This is a genomic window from Rhodanobacter sp. UC4452_H20 (genome assembly GCF_052978205.1).
In genome coordinates this window covers 2,918,787-2,934,369 of the sequence record NZ_CM129662.1, presented here as the reverse complement: position 1 = coordinate 2,934,369, position 15,583 = coordinate 2,918,787, and the positions used below count along the sequence as shown (strand labels likewise).

General features: G+C 68.9%; 19 protein-coding genes. 7 read left to right on the top strand and 12 right to left on the bottom strand.

Going from position 1 to position 15,583, the window contains the following annotated elements:
* Positions 1–119: 119 nt before the first annotated feature.
* The 7 genes from ACVCMC_RS13670 to lptM form a co-directional block, all read right to left on the bottom strand.
* The gene (locus tag ACVCMC_RS13670; RefSeq protein WP_447097689.1) at positions 120–752 is read right to left on the bottom strand and encodes a hypothetical protein; all 633 of its coding nucleotides are present in this window, start codon (positions 750–752) and stop codon (positions 120–122) included.
* Between the two features lie 28 nt (positions 753–780).
* Positions 781–2,124 (bottom strand): ATP-dependent protease ATPase subunit HslU, encoded by a 1,344-nt coding sequence (gene hslU, locus ACVCMC_RS13665; RefSeq protein ID WP_447097688.1) that lies wholly within the window; start codon positions 2,122–2,124, stop codon positions 781–783.
* An 84-nt stretch (positions 2,125–2,208) separates the two neighbouring features.
* Positions 2,209–2,763: an ATP-dependent protease subunit HslV gene (hslV, locus tag ACVCMC_RS13660; protein WP_447097687.1), complete on the bottom strand. Its 555-nt coding sequence runs from the start codon at positions 2,761–2,763 to the stop codon at positions 2,209–2,211.
* A 135-nt stretch (positions 2,764–2,898) separates the two neighbouring features.
* Positions 2,899–3,786 carry a tyrosine recombinase XerC gene (locus tag ACVCMC_RS13655; protein ID WP_447099503.1) on the bottom strand — a complete coding sequence of 296 codons (888 nt, stop codon included), beginning with the start codon at positions 3,784–3,786 and terminating at the stop codon, positions 2,899–2,901.
* A 7-nt stretch (positions 3,787–3,793) separates the two neighbouring features.
* Positions 3,794–4,486 (bottom strand): DUF484 family protein, encoded by a 693-nt coding sequence (locus ACVCMC_RS13650; RefSeq protein ID WP_395120773.1) that lies wholly within the window; start codon positions 4,484–4,486, stop codon positions 3,794–3,796.
* 68 nt (positions 4,487–4,554) lie between these two features.
* A complete protein-coding gene (gene dapF, locus ACVCMC_RS13645; protein ID WP_447097686.1) occupies positions 4,555–5,424 on the bottom strand; it encodes a diaminopimelate epimerase in 870 nt (289 codons plus the stop codon).
* Between the two features lies 1 nt (position 5,425).
* Complete coding sequence (lptM, locus tag ACVCMC_RS13640) at positions 5,426–5,608, bottom strand: LPS translocon maturation chaperone LptM (protein WP_395120775.1); 183 nt, start codon at positions 5,606–5,608, stop codon at positions 5,426–5,428.
* A 101-nt stretch (positions 5,609–5,709) separates the two neighbouring features.
* Between lptM and ACVCMC_RS13635 the strand changes: the two genes are divergently transcribed.
* Complete coding sequence (locus tag ACVCMC_RS13635; RefSeq protein WP_395120776.1) at positions 5,710–6,399, top strand: hypothetical protein; 690 nt, start codon at positions 5,710–5,712, stop codon at positions 6,397–6,399.
* A gap of 12 nt (positions 6,400–6,411) precedes the next feature.
* On the opposite strand, the gene ACVCMC_RS13630 is transcribed toward ACVCMC_RS13635, so the two are convergent.
* Complete coding sequence (locus tag ACVCMC_RS13630; RefSeq protein ID WP_447097685.1) at positions 6,412–6,885, bottom strand: GNAT family N-acetyltransferase; 474 nt, start codon at positions 6,883–6,885, stop codon at positions 6,412–6,414.
* Between the two features lie 201 nt (positions 6,886–7,086).
* Between ACVCMC_RS13630 and ACVCMC_RS13625 the strand changes: the two genes are divergently transcribed.
* Positions 7,087–8,571, top strand: a complete 1,485-nt coding sequence (locus ACVCMC_RS13625; RefSeq protein ID WP_395120778.1) for a RimK family protein — start codon at positions 7,087–7,089, stop codon at positions 8,569–8,571.
* 4 nt (positions 8,572–8,575) lie between these two features.
* Here the strand turns inward: ACVCMC_RS13625 and ACVCMC_RS13620 are convergent, their stop codons facing one another.
* Entirely contained in the window at positions 8,576–8,836 is a 261-nt protein-coding gene (locus tag ACVCMC_RS13620) for a hypothetical protein (protein ID WP_447097684.1), read from the bottom strand.
* A 116-nt stretch (positions 8,837–8,952) separates the two neighbouring features.
* Here ACVCMC_RS13620 and aroE point away from each other — a divergent pair, with 116 nt between their 5' ends.
* Positions 8,953–9,783, top strand: a complete 831-nt coding sequence (gene aroE, locus ACVCMC_RS13615; protein WP_447097683.1) for a shikimate dehydrogenase — start codon at positions 8,953–8,955, stop codon at positions 9,781–9,783.
* Between the two features lie 122 nt (positions 9,784–9,905).
* Entirely contained in the window at positions 9,906–10,448 is a 543-nt protein-coding gene (locus tag ACVCMC_RS13610; protein ID WP_447097682.1) for an energy transducer TonB, read from the top strand.
* Between the two features lie 7 nt (positions 10,449–10,455).
* Here ACVCMC_RS13610 and ACVCMC_RS13605 read toward each other — a convergent pair whose 3' ends face one another.
* Both ACVCMC_RS13605 and ACVCMC_RS13600 read right to left on the bottom strand, forming a co-directional pair.
* Positions 10,456–10,785, bottom strand: coding sequence for a low molecular weight protein tyrosine phosphatase family protein (locus ACVCMC_RS13605; protein ID WP_447097681.1), 330 nt, complete (start codon positions 10,783–10,785; stop codon positions 10,456–10,458).
* Positions 10,785–11,318, bottom strand: coding sequence for a gamma carbonic anhydrase family protein (locus tag ACVCMC_RS13600; protein WP_447097680.1), 534 nt, complete (start codon positions 11,316–11,318; stop codon positions 10,785–10,787). Before ACVCMC_RS13600 ends, ACVCMC_RS13605 begins: the two co-directional genes overlap by 1 nt.
* A gap of 93 nt (positions 11,319–11,411) precedes the next feature.
* Between ACVCMC_RS13600 and ACVCMC_RS13595 the strand changes: the two genes are divergently transcribed.
* Positions 11,412–13,469 (top strand): M3 family metallopeptidase, encoded by a 2,058-nt coding sequence (locus ACVCMC_RS13595; protein ID WP_447097679.1) that lies wholly within the window; start codon positions 11,412–11,414, stop codon positions 13,467–13,469.
* Between the two features lie 163 nt (positions 13,470–13,632).
* Here the strand turns inward: ACVCMC_RS13595 and ACVCMC_RS13590 are convergent, their stop codons facing one another.
* Positions 13,633–13,842: a cold-shock protein gene (locus tag ACVCMC_RS13590; protein ID WP_008438719.1), complete on the bottom strand. Its 210-nt coding sequence runs from the start codon at positions 13,840–13,842 to the stop codon at positions 13,633–13,635.
* A 217-nt stretch (positions 13,843–14,059) separates the two neighbouring features.
* On the opposite strand from ACVCMC_RS13590, the gene xth reads away from it, so the two are divergent.
* Together xth and ACVCMC_RS13580 are read left to right on the top strand one after the other, a co-directional pair.
* Positions 14,060–14,827 (top strand): exodeoxyribonuclease III, encoded by a 768-nt coding sequence (xth, locus tag ACVCMC_RS13585; RefSeq protein WP_447097678.1) that lies wholly within the window; start codon positions 14,060–14,062, stop codon positions 14,825–14,827.
* A 5-nt stretch (positions 14,828–14,832) separates the two neighbouring features.
* Positions 14,833–15,510, top strand: coding sequence for a YecA/YgfB family protein (locus tag ACVCMC_RS13580; protein ID WP_395120790.1), 678 nt, complete (start codon positions 14,833–14,835; stop codon positions 15,508–15,510).
* The last annotated feature ends 73 nt before the right edge of the window (positions 15,511–15,583 follow it).

Sequence of the window (15,583 nt, the reverse complement as noted above, 5' to 3'; positions counted from 1 at the left end):
CCGAGGAGAATCGACACATAAGGAGCCCGCCCGCGGGCGATGCTCTTAATGCTTTTGCGATTCCCGATTCCCGGCCAAAAAGGCATCGCCCGCAAGCGGGCTCCTACGGGAGGAGGGGTTCAGGGCGAGGGCGCGCGACCGAGGCCGCTGGCGTCGCCGGGCAGCAGGGCCGGGGCGGGGCCGGCCACAGCCAGCAGGGATTGGGCGTAGCTGTCTTCCATGCTGATGGTGGAGACCTCGTCCCAGCTGAAGAACGAGACCTCGCGCATCCACTCCGCGTCCGGGCTGAGTTCCTGCATGTAGAAGCCGTCGTCCTCGACGCTGACCAGCCGGCCGATGTAGCAGACCTCGGACTCGTCCTCGCTGTCCACGTGCACGCCGATCACCGGTGCCTGGGCGCCGGCGGCCTGGACTACCTCGCGGATGCTGTCCAGCGGGAAGCCGCGCGGCATCCGCGGCAGGATGTGCTTGAGCGCCAGCGCCTTCTCGAAGAAGGCATGGTGCTTGTCGGGTGCTTCGAGCTCGGAGATGTCGCGGTGCCGCATCACGTACATGCCGTCGTAGGTGATGCCGTCGCCGACCACCCAGAGCAGGAAGAACTCCCGCCCCACCCCGCCCACGTAACCGCAGAAGCTGCCGTGTTCGAGGTCTTCACGCCACAACCGGATCAGCGTCTGTTTCTGTTGCGCCTCGCGCAACTGGGCGCGCTGGCCGGTGTTTTTCAGTTCGATAACGTTGTTCACGGTGTCCATTTTAGCAGATCGGGGTGATCTGCCGGCTTTACAGGATGTAGCGGCTGAGATCCTCGTCACGAACCAGGTTGGCGAGGGAGTTGTCTACATGTTGGGCGTCGATCTTGTATTTTTCGCCGGACTTATCCGCAGCTTCGAAGGAGATTTTTTCCAGCAGACGCTCCATCACGGTGTGCAGCCGGCGGGCGCCGATGTTCTCGGTGCGCTCGTTCACCTGGAACGCCACCTCGGCCAGGCGGTCGATGCCGGAGTCGGCGAACTCGATGGTGACGCCCTCGGTGCCGAGCAGTGCCACGTACTGCTTGGTCAGCGCGTTGTTCGGCTCGCGCAGGATCCGCTTGAAGTCGTCCACGCTGAGCGCGGAGAGCTCGACCCGGATCGGCAGGCGGCCCTGCAGCTCGGGGATCAGGTCCGAGGGCTTGGCCAGCGAGAACGCGCCGGAGGCGATGAACAGCATGTGGTCGGTCTTGATCGGGCCGTACTTGGTCGAGACGGTGGAGCCTTCCACCAGCGGCAGCAGGTCGCGCTGGACGCCCTCGCGGCTGACCCCGGCGTGGCCGTGGTCGCTGCGCTGGGCCACCTTGTCGATCTCGTCGATGAAGACGATGCCGTTTTGCTCGGCGTTCTCCATCGCCTGGGCGCGGATCTCCTCGTCGTTGAGCAGCTTGCCGGCCTCCTCGTCGATCAGCAGCGGGCGGGCCGCCTTGATCGCGAGCTTGCGGGTCTGGGTCTTGGCGCCGCCCAGGTTCTGGAACATCTGGCGCAGTTGCGCGCCCATCTCCTCCATGCCCGGTGGCGACATGATCTCCACGCCCACGTTCATGGCGAAATCCAGCTCGATCTCGCGCTCGTCCAGCGCGCCCTCGCGCAGCTGTTTGCGCAGCTTCTGGCGGGTGTCGCTGTCGATGGCGGGAGCGGCCGGTGCGTCGTGGCTCCAGTCGGTCGGCGGGGACTGCCGGCGCGGCAGCAGCGCATCGAGGATGCGATCCTCGGCGCGGTCCTCGGCCTGTGAACGCACGCGTTTGATCGCCTGCTCGCGGGTCAGCTTGTAGGCGCCGTCGGCCAGGTCGCGGATGATCGACTCGACGTCCTTGCCGACGTAGCCCACCTCGGTGAACTTGGTCGCCTCGACCTTCACGAACGGCGCGTTCGCCAGCGTCGCCAGCCGCCGCGCGATCTCGGTCTTGCCCACGCCGGTGGGCCCGATCATCAGGATGTTCTTCGGGGTGATCTCGTTGCGCATCTCCACCGGCAACTGCATGCGTCGCCAGCGGCTGCGCAGCGCTACCGCCACCGCACGCTTGGCGTCGTGCTGGCCGATGATGTAGCGGTCGAGTTCGTTGACGATTTCGCGGGGGGTGAGTTCGGACATGGGCTGGCTTCGCAGGGAATAGGGAATGGGGAATAGGGAATGGGAAGAGCGTGGGCTTGCGGGAATGTCGGGCTTGTCTATTCCCTATTCCCCATTCCCCATTCCCAGCTCCTCGATCGACACGTTGTGGTTCGTGTAGATGCAGATGTCGCCGGCGATCTTCAGCGCCTTCTCGACGATGGTGCGGGCGTCCAGGTCGGTGTTTTCCAGCAGGGCCATCGCGGCGGACTGGGCGAACGGGCCGCCAGAGCCGATCGCGATCAGCCCGTGCTCGGGTTCCACCACGTCGCCGTTGCCGGAGATCAGCAGCGAGGTTTCCTTGTCGGCTACCGCCAGCATCGCCTCCAGTCGGCCGAAGCGGCGGTCGGTGCGCCATTCCTTGGCCATTTCCACCGCGGCGCGGGTGAGGTTGTTGTTGTGCTTCTCGAGCTTCTGCTCGAACAGTTCGAACAGGGTGAAGGCGTCGGCAGTGGCGCCGGCGAAACCGGCCACCACCTCGCCCGTCTTGCCGAGCCGGCGCACCTTGCGCGCGTTGCCCTTCATCACCGTGTTGCCCAGCGTGACCTGGCCGTCGCTGCCGATCACGACGCGGCCGTCGCGGCGCACGCAGACGATGGTGGTGGCGTGGAAGGATTCCATATGAAGCTCCATGGGTTGAGCGCACGACATGGGGGTGGTCGGGCAAGGCTTCAACACGCCGCCGGCAGGAGCGCACCCCGTGCGCGACCGCTCTTCGTCAGGTGACGGCAAGAGCATCGCGCACAGGGTGCGCTCCTACGGCTTCCTTTTGGCCCGCGGATGCGCCGCGTCGTACACCTTGGACAGATGCTGGAAATCCAGGTGGGTGTAGATCTGGGTGGTGGCGATGTCGGCGTGGCCGAGCAGCTCCTGCACCGCGCGCAGGTCGCCGGAGGATTCCAGCATGTGGCTGGCGAAGGTGTGCCTGAGCAGATGCGGATGGATGTGTTTCGGGATGCCCTGCTGCAGCGCGAGGGTGTTCATGCGCAACTGAATCGTGCGTGGATGGATCGGCGCGCCGCCGCGGCCGCGGAATACCGGGCCGTCCGGCGGCATGCCCTGCTCGGCGCCGAGCGCACGAAGCGCGGCCACGGCGTGGCGGCCGACCGGCACGATGCGCGTCTTGCTGCCCTTGCCCAGCACGCGCACCTCGCCGTCGTCGAGCTTGAGGTCGAGCCAGCGCAGGCCGCACAGCTCGGACAGGCGCAGGCCGCTGGAGTAGAACAGCTCCAGCATCGCGCGGTCGCGCACGGCGAGCTTGCCGCCGCTGTCGGTCTCCACCAGCGCGGTGGCCTCGTCCACGTCGAGCACCTGCGGCAGCTTGCGGCGCACCTTGGGGCCGCGCACGCCGAGCAGCGGATCGTGGCTCAGCGTGCCCTCGCGACCGAGCTGGCGGAACAGGCTGCGGCAGGAAGAGAGCAGGCGCTGCAGGCTCTTCGGCGCCAGCCCCGCGCGATGTTCGCCGGCGATGAACGCGCGCATGCGCGCGCCGTCGAGTGCTTCGAAGGTGCCTACCTGACCTGCCGCCATGAAGCGCAGCAGCTTGTCCAGGTCGCGCCGATAGCCGGCGACGGTGTGCGGCGAGGCGTGGCGTTCGCCGGCGAGGCGGGCCAGCCAGGCATCGACTTGGCCGGCCGGGGTCACTACCGGCTCAGGAGACATCCCGCGAGCGCGCCAGCGCGGCGGTGATGGTGGCGGAGATCATCCTCAGGAACAGCGTGCCCATGCCCGGCTGGAAGCGGTTCGGGTCGGCGCTGCCGATGGCCAGCATGCCGGCGTCGCCCAGCGGGATCAACGCCACCGACTGCAGTCCGGTCGCGTGCTCGCCGAACAGCCGCGCCAGCTTGTCGGCCGACAGGCGGCCGGAGCTGGGCTCGCCCTTGTGCAGGAAATCGGCGAACTCGGGCAGCGCCGCCGCGCCGCCGGCGATCTGCTGCAGCCAGTCGGCGCGCGGCAGCTTGGGTTCGGCCCCGAACAGCAGCAGGCTCACGCGCTCGGTGTGGAAATCCGCGCTGAGCCGTGCGATCACCGTGCGTGCAGTGACCTCCATCGTGCTGGCGCGCAGCAGCGCCACGGTCAGGCCGTGCACGCGCTCCATCAGCTTCTCGTTCTCGGCGGCGATCTCGACCAGTTCGGCCAGCCGCCGCTCCAGCTCGGCGTTCTTGTCGCGCAAGCTCTGCATCTGGTAGACCGCCAGCGAGGCCACCGCGCCGCCGCTCTCGCGCGGCGGCATGGTCAGCTTGGCGGCAAGCTCGGGGTACTCGCTGAGGAATTCCGGGTGCCGCTTCAGGTAGGCGGCGACCACGCGGGCCTGGGTGGCGTCGTCGAGCAGGGTAGCGGTCATGCGCGGAGATCCTGGAGCGGGGCGGGCGGGGCTTGCCTGCCGCAGTGTGCGATGGACGCGCGCGGGCTTCAACCGGCCGGCGGCGGTTCGACGCGGGGAAGCGCCCATTCGCCCTCGAAAACGAAGGCCGCCGGGCCGGTCATCCAGAGCGCATGGCCGGCGCCGGCCCAGTCGATGCGCAGGCTGCCGCCGGGCAGCGCCACCGCGACGCGCTCATCCACTTCGCCGCGCCGGTGCAGCACCGCCATCGCGGCGCAGGCCCCGGTGCCGCAGGCGCGGGTCCAGCCGGCGCCGCGCTCGTGCACGCGCAGGCGCAGGTGGCTGCGGTCCAGCCGCTGCACGAAGCCGGTGTTGGCGCCTTCGGCGAAGCGCGGATGCCGGGTCAGCAGCGGGCCGAGCCGTTCCAGCGCGGGATCGGCCAGGTCATCGACCGTCACTACCGCATGCGGATTGCCCATCGAGACGGCGCCGATGTCCAGCGTGTCGCCGCCGACCTCGATCGGGTAATGCGCGGCCGTCGCCGCGGCCGCGAACGGAATCCGCGCCGGTTCGAAGATCGGCTCGCCCATGTCTACGGTGACTTGGTCGGGTGCGAGCACGCGCACCGTCACCGGGCCGGACGGACTCTCGATGCGCACCGCCTGGTCCAGCGCCAGCGCGCCGGCACGATGCAACCACGCCGCCACGCAGCGCACGCCGTTGCCGCACTGGCCTGACGGCGAGCCGTCGGTGTTCCAGATGCCGTAGTAGAACGCGCACGACGGATCGCGCGCCGGCTCCACGCTGAGCAGCTGGTCGAAGCCCACGCCGGTGTGGCGATCACCCAGCGCGCGGATCTGCACCGCGTCGAGCGCGAACGCCTGCCGCCGGCAGTCCAGCACGACGAAGTCGTTGCCGCTGCCGTGCATCTTGGAAAAGCGCAGTGGCGCCGGCGCCATCTCAGTGCTCGCCGGAAGCATCCGCGGCCACGCTGGCCGGCATCGCCGGTGCCGGTGCGCTGGTGGCCGGTGTCGGCGGCGGCGCGGTTCGTGCCGGCGGCAGCACCAGCGGTCCCTTGTTGCCGCAGCCGGCAAGCAGGGCGACGACGAGGGCGAGCGGCAGCAACAACAGGGATCGGCGCATGGCGGGGTTCCTCAGCAAGTGGCCAGTATAGCGAGGCACCCGCGGTGCGCCGGCTATCATGGGGCGGCGGCGCGTGCCGCGCGACGACGAGGGTGGATGCGATGGACTGGAGCGCCTTGCTGCGCATGCCGATGACGGTGCTGCTGGTGCTGGCCGCGGTGTTCGCGCTGGTCACCCTCGCGCAGCTGGTGATGCTGCGCCGGCACCTGCAGGCGCGTCGTCGCGCAGCGGCCAGCTGGCGGGCGCTGCTGTGCGTGGCGGCGTTTGCGCTCACACTGTTGCTGGCCGGCACCGGCGCCGCGCTGCGTGGCTACCACCTGCTGGGCGAGGAGGCGTCGGTGGTCGAGATCGACGCGCGCATCCTGTCGCCGCAGCGCTGGGCGCTCAACCTGACCTGGCCCGACGGCAGCACGCGCGAGGTCGAACTGGCCGGCGATGCCTGGCGCGTCGAGGCGGTCGTGCTGAAGTGGAAGCTGCCCGCGCTGCTGGCCGGCGTGCCACCGCTGTACCGGCTCGATCGGCTCTCCGGCCGCTACGACGATCCCGCGCAGGAAATGACCGCGCCGCGCACGGTGATCAGTTTCGAGCCGGCCGGTGCGTTCGACCTGGTCAAGCTGGGCAAGACGCACCCTGCGTGGCTGCCGGAACTCGACACGGTCTACGGCAGCGGCGCGTTTCTGCCGCTGGTCGACGGCGGCCACTACACGGTGAACCTGATGCGCACCGGCGCGCTGGTGGCGCGGGCGGACGACGCCACTGAGCAGCGCATCCGCCACCCGCTGGGCGGCTGACGCGCGACGCGATCAATCCAGCGCCTGCTCGTAGCGCCAGGCGTCGGTGCCGTCCTCGTAGTAACGCCGATACGCGCCGAAACGGCGGAAGCCAGCGCGCTCGTACAGGCGGATCGCCGCGGCGTTGTCCGGACGCACCTCCAGCCGCAGCCGGTCGCAACCGCGCCGTCGCGCGGCGGCCGCGGCCGCCTGCAGCAGCGCCGCGCCGATGCCCAGGCCGCGCGATTCGGGTCGCGTCGCCAGCGAATACACGCGCGCCACCCGGCTGCGCTTGCGGAAAAACAGCACCGCGCTGCCGAAGAAATCGTGGCGGCCGCCGCTGGCTACCAGCACTTGCGCCGAATCGCTGTCCAGGTGGCGGCGGTATTGCGCCCGGCTCAGGCGGTCGCCGTCGAACGCGTTTTGTTCCAGCGTCACCAGGTCGTCGAGATCGGAAAGATCCGCGCGGCGCACGCGCGCCGGTGCGGTGACGGGCAAAGACGGCATCGAGGGTGGTATCCGTGGCATCAGGCAGGGCAATCCCGCGGACTCTAGCAGGCGCTGCACAGGCTGGCGCGGGCGGGCATTTACGTCTCCTTCAGTGCCATCCCTTGTGTCGTCGCGGCGCTGTGCCAGACTGCGCACTTTGCGCCGCCGCCCGCCCCGGGCGCGACCGGCCGCGCATGCCACTTGGGATCGAGAGGTGTCATGGCCCGCCTGGTCGTCGTTGTCGAGAAAGCCTCCGACTGGAGCTCGTATTACCCCTCCGTTGATGTGATGAGCGCAATGGATTATCTGCGCACGCCGGTCGGTGCCGACGACGAACGCACCCACGTGATCAACCTGTGCCGCAGCTACAAGTACCTGGGCACCGGCTACTACGTGTCGTTGCTGGCCGAGGCGCGCGGGCACAAGGTGATGCCGTCGGTGCGCACGGTGAACGACCTGCGCCGGCGCTCGCTGTACGGCCTGGACATCGACGACCTCAACCAGAAGCTCACCCACTTCCTGCCTGCCGGCGGGCGCGACACCACCGACTTCGGCATCCTGGTGTACTTCGGCGAGACCGCCTACCCGGCGCTGCAGGACCTGGCCCGGCAGGTGTTCGAGATGTTCCCCTGCCCGCTGCTGCGCATCGAGTTCGAGCGCGACCGCGTGTGGCAGGTCAGCTCGATCAAGCCGGTCGGCCTGCATTCGCTGGACGACGCGCAGGAGGACGCCTTCGCCGAGGAACTGGACCGCTTCTCGCGCAAGCTGTGGCGCAAGCCGCGCGCGCGCAAGCAGTTCCGCTACGACCTGGCCATGCTGGTCGACCCGGCCGAGCAGATGCCGCCGTCGAACAAGCGCGCGCTGAAGGCATTCATCGGCGCCGGCAAGGAGCTGGGCATCGAGGTCGACCCGATCGGCAAGAACGACTACCAGCGGCTGGCCGAGTACGACGGCCTGTTCATCCGCGAAACCACCGCCAGCGACAACCACACCTACCGCTTCGCCCACCGCGCCGAGAAGGAAGGCATGGTGGTGGTCGACGACCCCAGCTCGATCCTGCGTTGCACCAACAAGATCTACCTCAACGACCTGATGGTCTCGCGCAAACTGGCGGTGCCGCGCACGGAGATCCTCTATCGCGACGACAGCAAGGGCATGAAGGAAGTCGTCGAGCGGCTCGGGTTCCCGCTGGTGCTGAAGATCCCGGACGGCTCGTTCTCGCGCGGCGTGGTCAAGGTCGAGGACGAGCAAGAGCTGGCGCACGCGGCCAGTGGCCTGTTCCAGCACAGCGCATTGCTGCTGGCGCAGGAATACGTCTACACCGAGTTCGACTGGCGCATCGGCGTGTTCAACCGCGAGGCGATCTACGCCTGCAAGTACTACATGTCGCGCGGCCACTGGCAGATCTACAACCACGGCGCCACCGGCACGGCAAAGTCCGGCGGGTTCGAGACCATCGCGTTGAAGGACGCCCCGGTGGCCGTGGTCAAGCTGGCGCTGAAGGCGACCCAGCCGGTCGGCGACGGACTCTACGGCGTCGACCTCAAGCAGGTCGGCAACCGCCCGGTGGTGATCGAGGTGAACGACAACCCCTCGATCGACGCCGGCGTGGAAGATGCCTATCTCGGCGACGAACTGTACCTGCGCGTGATGCGCGAATTCCTGCGCCGGATGGAACGCAAGCGCCAGGGCGGCGCCGTCTGAGCCATCAGCGCCAGGCCGCGCCGTGAACGGTGTGGACGACACGCAGACGCCGCCGCGCCAGCCAGCGGCGCGGCAGCCCCGGTTCCAGCGCCAGCAGCACCAGCAAGGGCGCGACCAGCAGCCAGAACGCGGGCGTCCAGCCCAGGAGCGCGGTGTGCGCCGGCACCAGGGTGCTCAGCAGCAAGACGCCACCTCCGAGCAGCCAGGTGCTGGCAGCGGTAAACAGGCGTGGATGATGCGGTGAAAGCGGGCTCGACGTGCGCATGGGGCATCTCCCGTGAAAGTGCCGCCAGCGTGCCTGCCGCTCATCTCACCGCCTGCGACCATGCACGCTGAGGGGTGGCTTGTAGACTGGCAGCCAGTACTCCTCAGGGAACCCCCATGCAGCCCGCCCAGTTCGCCGTGTTCGGTCACCCGATCAGCCACAGCCTGTCGCCGGCGATCCACCAGGCGTTCGCGCAGCAGTGCGGCATCGAGCTGGCATACCGCGCGATCGACGTGCCGCCGGCCGACTTCGCCGATGCGGTGCGGCGCTTCTTCGCCGATGGCGGCCGCGGCGCCAACGTCACCTTGCCGCACAAGGCGGCCGCGTTCGCGCTGGCCGACCAGCACAGCGTGGCAGCCACGCGGGCCGGCACGGCCAACGTGCTGACCCGGCTGGAGGACGGCCGTCTGGCGGCGCACAACACCGACGGCGACGGCATGGTGCGCGATCTGGCCGAACGCCACGAGATCGACCTGCGCGGCCATGACACCTTGCTGCTCGGTGCCGGCGGCGCAGCGCGCGGGGTGGCCTGGCCGCTGCTCGATGCCGGCGTGCGATCGCTGACCATCGTCAATCGTTCGCCGGCGGCGGCCGACGCGCTGGCCGACGCCATTGGCGAGCCGGCGCGGGTGCGTACCCGCTACTGGGACGACCTGGCCACCATCGGCAGTTTCGACCTGATCGTCAACGCCACCTCGGCTGGCGTGCTCGGCGCGGCGCTGCAACTGCCGTTTGCCCTGCTCGGCAGCCGCGCAGTGTGCTACGACCTGTCCTACGGCCAGGCCGCCGCCGGTTTCATCGGCTGGGCCCGCGCGGCCGGCGCGCGCTACGCCTGCGACGGCCTGGGCATGCTGGTGGAAACCGCGGCCGACGCCTTCGCGCTGTGGCATGGCCAGCGACCGGACACCGAGCCGGTGTACCAAACCTTGCGCCGGCAAACGGCCTGAGCGCACCGGTCGCCGCCGCGCCACACGACTGAAACAATGCGCGGGCAGGATGGCGCGACCCGCCGGGAGCGCGCCGATGACGACGACTCCAGCGCGCGGCCATCGTTTGCGCAGCAGGTGTCATGTCCCGCTTTCTTTCCACCGTATCGCACCGATACGCGCTTGCCGTCGTCTTGCTGCTGGTGTTGGGCGGAGCCGCTGCGACCTTCCGGCGGGGCCCGGTGGCGGCACCTTCGCCCACTGGAACGACCGCTGTCGAAGCGGCCGGGACACCGCTCGACGATGCGCAGAGCGACCGCGCCATCCTGCTCGGGCTGGCGCGCGACGCCATGCGCGACGGCCGCCTGATCGCGCCGGCCGGCAGCAACGCGTTCGAGTTCTACCTCAGCGTACTGCAGCTGGAGCCGCACGACCGCACCGCGCACGAGGCGTTGCGGGAATCCTTCGGCCGCGCCTCGGAGGAGATCGAGCGCACCATCAACCGCAACGAACTGGAGGAGGCGCGCCGCGAAATCGATCTGCTGCGCGAATTCGACAGCAACAACTTCACGCTGTCCCTGCTCGGCGGCAAACTGTCCGCCGCGCGCAACATCCTGACCCGGCAGCACGAGGCCGAAGCCGAGCGCATCCGCCAGGCGAACGCCATGCGCGGCGCGGCGATGTGAGGCCGGCTCAGCGCAGCAGCGGCCCGGCCTTCCGCAGCAGCGCCGCGACCAGTTCCGCCTGCATGAAGGCGTAGCGGTCGGGAATGTCCAGGCAGACGATCTTCTTGCCCTTGAGCCGGGCGCGATGGCGCGCCTGCAGGCGCCGGCGATGGCTGCTCTCCATCACCACGATCCATTCGGCCCGGTCCAGCTGGTCCGTGCTCAGCACCACGTCGGCGTCGTCGGCGAGGCCGGCCGAATCCACCTCGAGGTTCGGCCATGCGCCGAACACCCGCTCGGCAGTCGGGCTGCGCCGGCGGTTGCGGCTGCACAGGAACAGCACGCGACGGATGCCCATCAGGCCTCCGCCAGGTAGACGTCCTTCAGCCGAACGTAATGCCCGGCCGAATAGTGCAACTGCTCGATCTCGCGCTCGCCCAGCACGCGCACGCATTTCGCCGGGTTGCCCAGCCACAGCTCGCCCTCGCCGACCACCTTGCCCGGCGGGATCAGCGCGCCGGCGCCGACGAAGCCGTGGCGCATCACCACCGCGCCGTCGAGCACGCTGGCGTGCATGCCGATCAGGCAGTAGTCGCCGATCGTGCAGGCGTGCACCACCGCACCATGGCCGATGGTGACGCCCTCGCCGATCAGGCACGGGTAGCCCGGGCCGTACGGGCCGGCGTGGGCCACGTGCACGACCGCGCCGTCCTGGATGCTGGTCTTGGCGCCGACGCGGATGGCGTTGACATCGCCGCGCAGCACCGTGCCGGGCCAGATCGAGACGTCGTCGCCGAGCACCACGTCGCCGATCACCGTGGCGGCGGGGTCGACGTAGACGCGTTGGCCGAGCGTGGGCGCGATGCCCTTGAAGCTGCGCAGGGAATTCATCGGCGCATTCTAGCGGCGCGCGGTGCCTCGTCACGCTGCCGCGCTTGATTTCGCCCGGCGCGATCGCCACGCTGGCGGCTCAAAGGAGACCGCATGAGCCCCGACAATCCGCTGCTGGCCGACGACACCCTGCCGGCGTTTTCGCAGATTCGCCCCGAGCACGTCCAACCGGCGATCGACGCGATCCTGGCCGACTACCGCGCCGCCATCGACGCGCTGGTCGCCCCCGGCGCGCCGCGCGACTTCAACCACGTGATGCTGACCCAGGAACGGCTGGAGCAGCGCCTGGCGCGGGCCTGGGCACCGGTGTCGCACCTGCAGGCGGTGGCCGACAGCGAAGCGCTGCGCGCGGTCTACGGCCCGGCCGAGGAAAAACTCACCGAGCACGCGATCGAGCTGGGCCAGAACCGCGCGCTGTACGCGGCGGTGCAGACGCTGGCCGATGCGGCGGATTTCGCCGCCTTGCCGCGGCCGGAGCGCGCGCTGGTCGAACATGCCCTGCGCGACTTCAGGCTGTCCGGCGTGGCGCTGGCCGAGCCGGCGCGTTCGCGCTTCCGCGAGATCGGGGTGGAGCTGTCGCGGCTCTCCACCGAGTTCTCCCACGCGGTGCTCGATGCCAGCGAGGCATGGCACGAACACGTCACCGACGAGCGCGACCTCGCCGGCATCCCTGCCTCCGGCCTCGCCGTGCTGCGCCAGTATGCGCAGGATCAGGATCTGGACGGCTACCTGGTCACGCTCAAGCAGCCCAGCGTGCAGGCCGTGCTGAACTACGCCGACCACCGCGGCCTGCGCGAGCGGGTGTACTGGGCCTACCAGACCCGCGCTTCGGACCAGGGTCCGGATGCGGGCAAGTTCGACAACAGCGAGCGCATCGAGAAGATCATGGCCCTGCGCCACGAAGCTGCGCGCCTGCTCGGCTTCGCCAATGCGGCGGAGGAGTCGCTGGCCACCAAGATGGCCGCCTCGCCGGCCGAGGTGCTGGAGTTCCTGCACGACCTGGCCGCCCGCGCCAAGCCCGTCGCGCAGCGCGAACTGGCCACCCTTCGCGAGTTCGCCCGCGCCGAACTGAAGCTCGACACGCTCGAACCGTGGGATGTCGCCTACGCGTCGGAGAAACTGCGCCAGCGCGAGTACGCACTGGACGAGGAGCAGCTCAAGCCGTACTTCCCGCTGCCGGCGGTGATCGACGGCCTGTTCGGCCTCGCCGGAAAACTCTACGGCATCACTCTCGCCGCCCGCGACGACGTCGACGTGTGGCACCCGCAGGTGCGCTACTACGACGTGCGCGATGCCGCCGGCAAGGTGTTCGCCGGCGCCTACGTCGATCTCTACGCGCGCAACGGCAAGCGCGGCGGCGCCTGGATGGACGTCTGCCGCGCCCGCTTCGACGACGGCGGCCAGGAGCAACGGCCGGTGGCCTTCCTCACCTGCAACTTCGCCCCGCCCACCGAGGGCAAGCCGGCACTGCTCACCCATGACGACGTGCTGACCCTGTTCCACGAGTTCGGCCACGGCCTGCACCATTTGCTCACCGGCATCGCGCTGCCCTCGATCGGCGGCATCGACGGCGTGGAATGGGACGCGGTGGAACTGCCCAGCCAGTTCATGGAGAACTTCGGCTGGAATCGCCAGGCGCTGGACCTGTTCGCGCGCCACTGGCAGACCGGCGAGCGGCTGCCGGACGAGCTGTTCGAGCGCATGCTGGCCGCGCGGCATTTCCACGCCGGCCTGTTCCTGGTGCGCCAGCTGGAGTTCGCGTTGTTCGATTTTCTGCTGCACCTGGAGTACGAGCCGTCCCGCGGCGCCCGCGCGCTGGCGGTGCTGGAGCAGGTGCGCAAGCAGGTGGCGGTGCTGCATCCGCCGGCATGGCAGCGCTTTCCGCACGGCTTCAGCCACATCTTCGCCGGCGGCTACGCGGCCGGTTACTACAGCTACCTGTGGGCCGAACTGCTCAGCGCCGACGCGTTCGGTGCGTTCGAGGAGCAGGCGGGGGAAAGCGGCAGCGTGATCGACCGCGCCACCGGCGAGCGCTTCCGCCGCGAGTTCCTCGCCGTCGGCGCCAGCCGCCCGGCGCTGGAGAGCTTCATCGCCTTCCGCGGCCGCAAACCCGAGCCGGAGGCGCTGCTGCGCAGCTACGGTTTGGCGTGAAGGGCCGGGAATGGGGAATAGGGAATAGGGAATCGCAAAAGCGGTCGGTCGCGAAGCGTTGCCGCTCTTCCTATTCCCTATTCCCCATTCCCTATTCCCCGCCCCCAAGGCAAAAAAAAGCCCGCCGAAGCGGGCTTTCCTTCAGGAGCTGAGTCTGTGCGACTCAGGCAGCCTGGACTTCCTCGGCCTGCAGGCCCTTCTGGCCCTTGGTGACGATGAACGTGACGCGCTGACCTTCCTGCAGGGACTTGAAGCCCGTGCCCTGGATCGCGCGGAAATGCACGAACAGGTCATCACCGCTTTCCGGCGTGATGAAGCCAAAACCCTTGGCGTCGTTGAACCACTTGACTGTACCGCTCTGACGATCCGACATGTAACGTTACCTTTGAAGCATGGATGATTTGCGGCTCGGAGCGATTGCACTTGACCGCAAGATGGGCAAGTGAACCGGGTGCTCCGGACGGCTTGCCCGCGCAGCATACACTGGAAATCGCGATTTCGGTGGCTTTCCTGCACCGAAGTATTGCGATCGGCGCGAACCGTTCAGCCGGCCCGCCGGGCCGATCGGGGCAATCCTTTACAATATCCCGATGAAAATCGCCTCCTGGAACGTCAACTCGCTGAAGGTGCGCCTGCCGCATCTGGGCCAGTGGCTGGCCGACGCACAGCCGGACATCGTGGCGCTGCAGGAAACCAAGCTGGAGGACGCGAAGTTCCCGGTCGACGAGCTGGCCGCTGCCGGCTACCGGGCCGTGTATTCGGGCCAGAAGACCTACAACGGCGTGGCGATCCTGGCCCGTGAGGCGCCGGTCGACGTGATTACCGACATCCCCGGCCTGGACGACCCGCAGCGGCGCATCCTCGCCGCGACCATCGGCCCGCTGCGCGTGGTCGACCTGTACGTGGTCAACGGCAAGGCGGTCGGCGACGAGAAATACGCCTACAAGCTGGACTGGATGGCCAGGGTGCGCGAGTTCCTGGCGCGTGAGCACGAGCGCCACCCGAACCTGGTGGTGCTGGGCGATTTCAACATCTGCCCCGACGATCGCGACGTCTACGACCCGGTGGCCTGGGGCGAGGACATCCTGTGCTCGCCGCCCGAGCGCGAGGCACTCAAGGCGATCACCGACCTGGGCCTGCACGACAGCTTCCGGCTGTTCGAGTCCGCGCCCGGGCACTACAGCTGGTGGGATTACCGGCAGGCGGCGTTTCGCCGCAACATGGGCCTGCGCATCGACCTGATCCTGATCGGCGACGCCCTGAAACCGGCCGCCATGGCGGCGGGGATCGACCGGGAACCGCGGCGCTGGGAGCGCCCGTCCGACCATACCCCGGTAACGCTGGAACTGGACATCTGACCGAAATGACTGCAAAGAACGAATGGCCGAGCTCGCTGGACGACCACGAACTGGACGAACTGGACCGCTACCTGCGCGCGCATACCGGCGAGGGCGACCTGCTGCTCGATGGGGTGCACGGCCTGCTCTCGGCGCTGGCCGTCGGCCCGCTGCTGGTGCTGCCCGAGGAATGGCTGCGCGAGGTGCTGCACGAGCCGTTCGAGGATGAGGACGAAGGCAATCGCGTGCTGGCCCTGCTGGCCAAGCTCAACGATTCGATCAGCGCCGAGCTCGACGTGGATGCCTACGAGCCGATCCTGGGCGAAGTCGAATCCGAGGCCGGTCCGATGCTGTCGGCCGCCGGCTGGTGCGAGGGCTTCAGCCGCGGCATCGACCTGCGCGCCGCCCTGTGGGAAGGCCGCCTGGCTGAAGATCCCCAGCTGATGGAGCTGCTCGGCCCGGTGATGGCGCTGGCGGTGGACGAAGGCATCCTGCGTGCCGAGGCCGAGTTCGAAAAGCTCAGCGACGACGAATACGACGACTGCCTGGGCCAGGTGCCGGCGGTGCTGCAAGCCGTGAACCAGTACTGGCAGGCCAACCCCGCCACCGAGGCGGAAGTGGAAGCGATGGTGCGCCAGCACCAGCCAGCCAGCGATAGCGAGGCCGCACCGCCGCGCCAGCGCAGCGGTCACTGGGTGCATTGAGGGCCGGGATTCGGGAATCGGGATTCAGGATTCGGAGTAAACCCATCGCCCGCGAGCGGGCTCCTGCTGCATT

Coding starts and splice junctions, on each gene's coding strand:
- ACVCMC_RS13610 (WP_447097682.1), top strand. CDS start 9,906: ATGTCCCGCTTTCTTTCCACCGTATCGCACCGATACGCGCTTGCCGTC.
- xth (WP_447097678.1), top strand. CDS start 14,060: ATGAAAATCGCCTCCTGGAACGTCAACTCGCTGAAGGTGCGCCTGCCG.
- ACVCMC_RS13595 (WP_447097679.1), top strand. CDS start 11,412: ATGAGCCCCGACAATCCGCTGCTGGCCGACGACACCCTGCCGGCGTTT.
- hslU (WP_447097688.1), bottom strand. CDS start 2,124: ATGTCCGAACTCACCCCCCGCGAAATCGTCAACGAACTCGACCGCTAC.
- ACVCMC_RS13600 (WP_447097680.1), bottom strand. CDS start 11,318: ATGAATTCCCTGCGCAGCTTCAAGGGCATCGCGCCCACGCTCGGCCAA.
- ACVCMC_RS13605 (WP_447097681.1), bottom strand. CDS start 10,785: ATGGGCATCCGTCGCGTGCTGTTCCTGTGCAGCCGCAACCGCCGGCGC.
- dapF (WP_447097686.1), bottom strand. CDS start 5,424: ATGGCGCCGGCGCCACTGCGCTTTTCCAAGATGCACGGCAGCGGCAAC.
- hslV (WP_447097687.1), bottom strand. CDS start 2,763: ATGGAATCCTTCCACGCCACCACCATCGTCTGCGTGCGCCGCGACGGC.
- ACVCMC_RS13625 (WP_395120778.1), top strand. CDS start 7,087: ATGGCCCGCCTGGTCGTCGTTGTCGAGAAAGCCTCCGACTGGAGCTCG.
- ACVCMC_RS13670 (WP_447097689.1), bottom strand. CDS start 752: ATGGACACCGTGAACAACGTTATCGAACTGAAAAACACCGGCCAGCGC.
- ACVCMC_RS13635 (WP_395120776.1), top strand. CDS start 5,710: ATGGACTGGAGCGCCTTGCTGCGCATGCCGATGACGGTGCTGCTGGTG.
- ACVCMC_RS13590 (WP_008438719.1), bottom strand. CDS start 13,842: ATGTCGGATCGTCAGAGCGGTACAGTCAAGTGGTTCAACGACGCCAAG.
- ACVCMC_RS13620 (WP_447097684.1), bottom strand. CDS start 8,836: ATGCGCACGTCGAGCCCGCTTTCACCGCATCATCCACGCCTGTTTACC.
- ACVCMC_RS13630 (WP_447097685.1), bottom strand. CDS start 6,885: ATGCCGTCTTTGCCCGTCACCGCACCGGCGCGCGTGCGCCGCGCGGAT.
- aroE (WP_447097683.1), top strand. CDS start 8,953: ATGCAGCCCGCCCAGTTCGCCGTGTTCGGTCACCCGATCAGCCACAGC.
- lptM (WP_395120775.1), bottom strand. CDS start 5,608: ATGCGCCGATCCCTGTTGTTGCTGCCGCTCGCCCTCGTCGTCGCCCTG.
- ACVCMC_RS13650 (WP_395120773.1), bottom strand. CDS start 4,486: ATGACCGCTACCCTGCTCGACGACGCCACCCAGGCCCGCGTGGTCGCC.
- ACVCMC_RS13580 (WP_395120790.1), top strand. CDS start 14,833: ATGACTGCAAAGAACGAATGGCCGAGCTCGCTGGACGACCACGAACTG.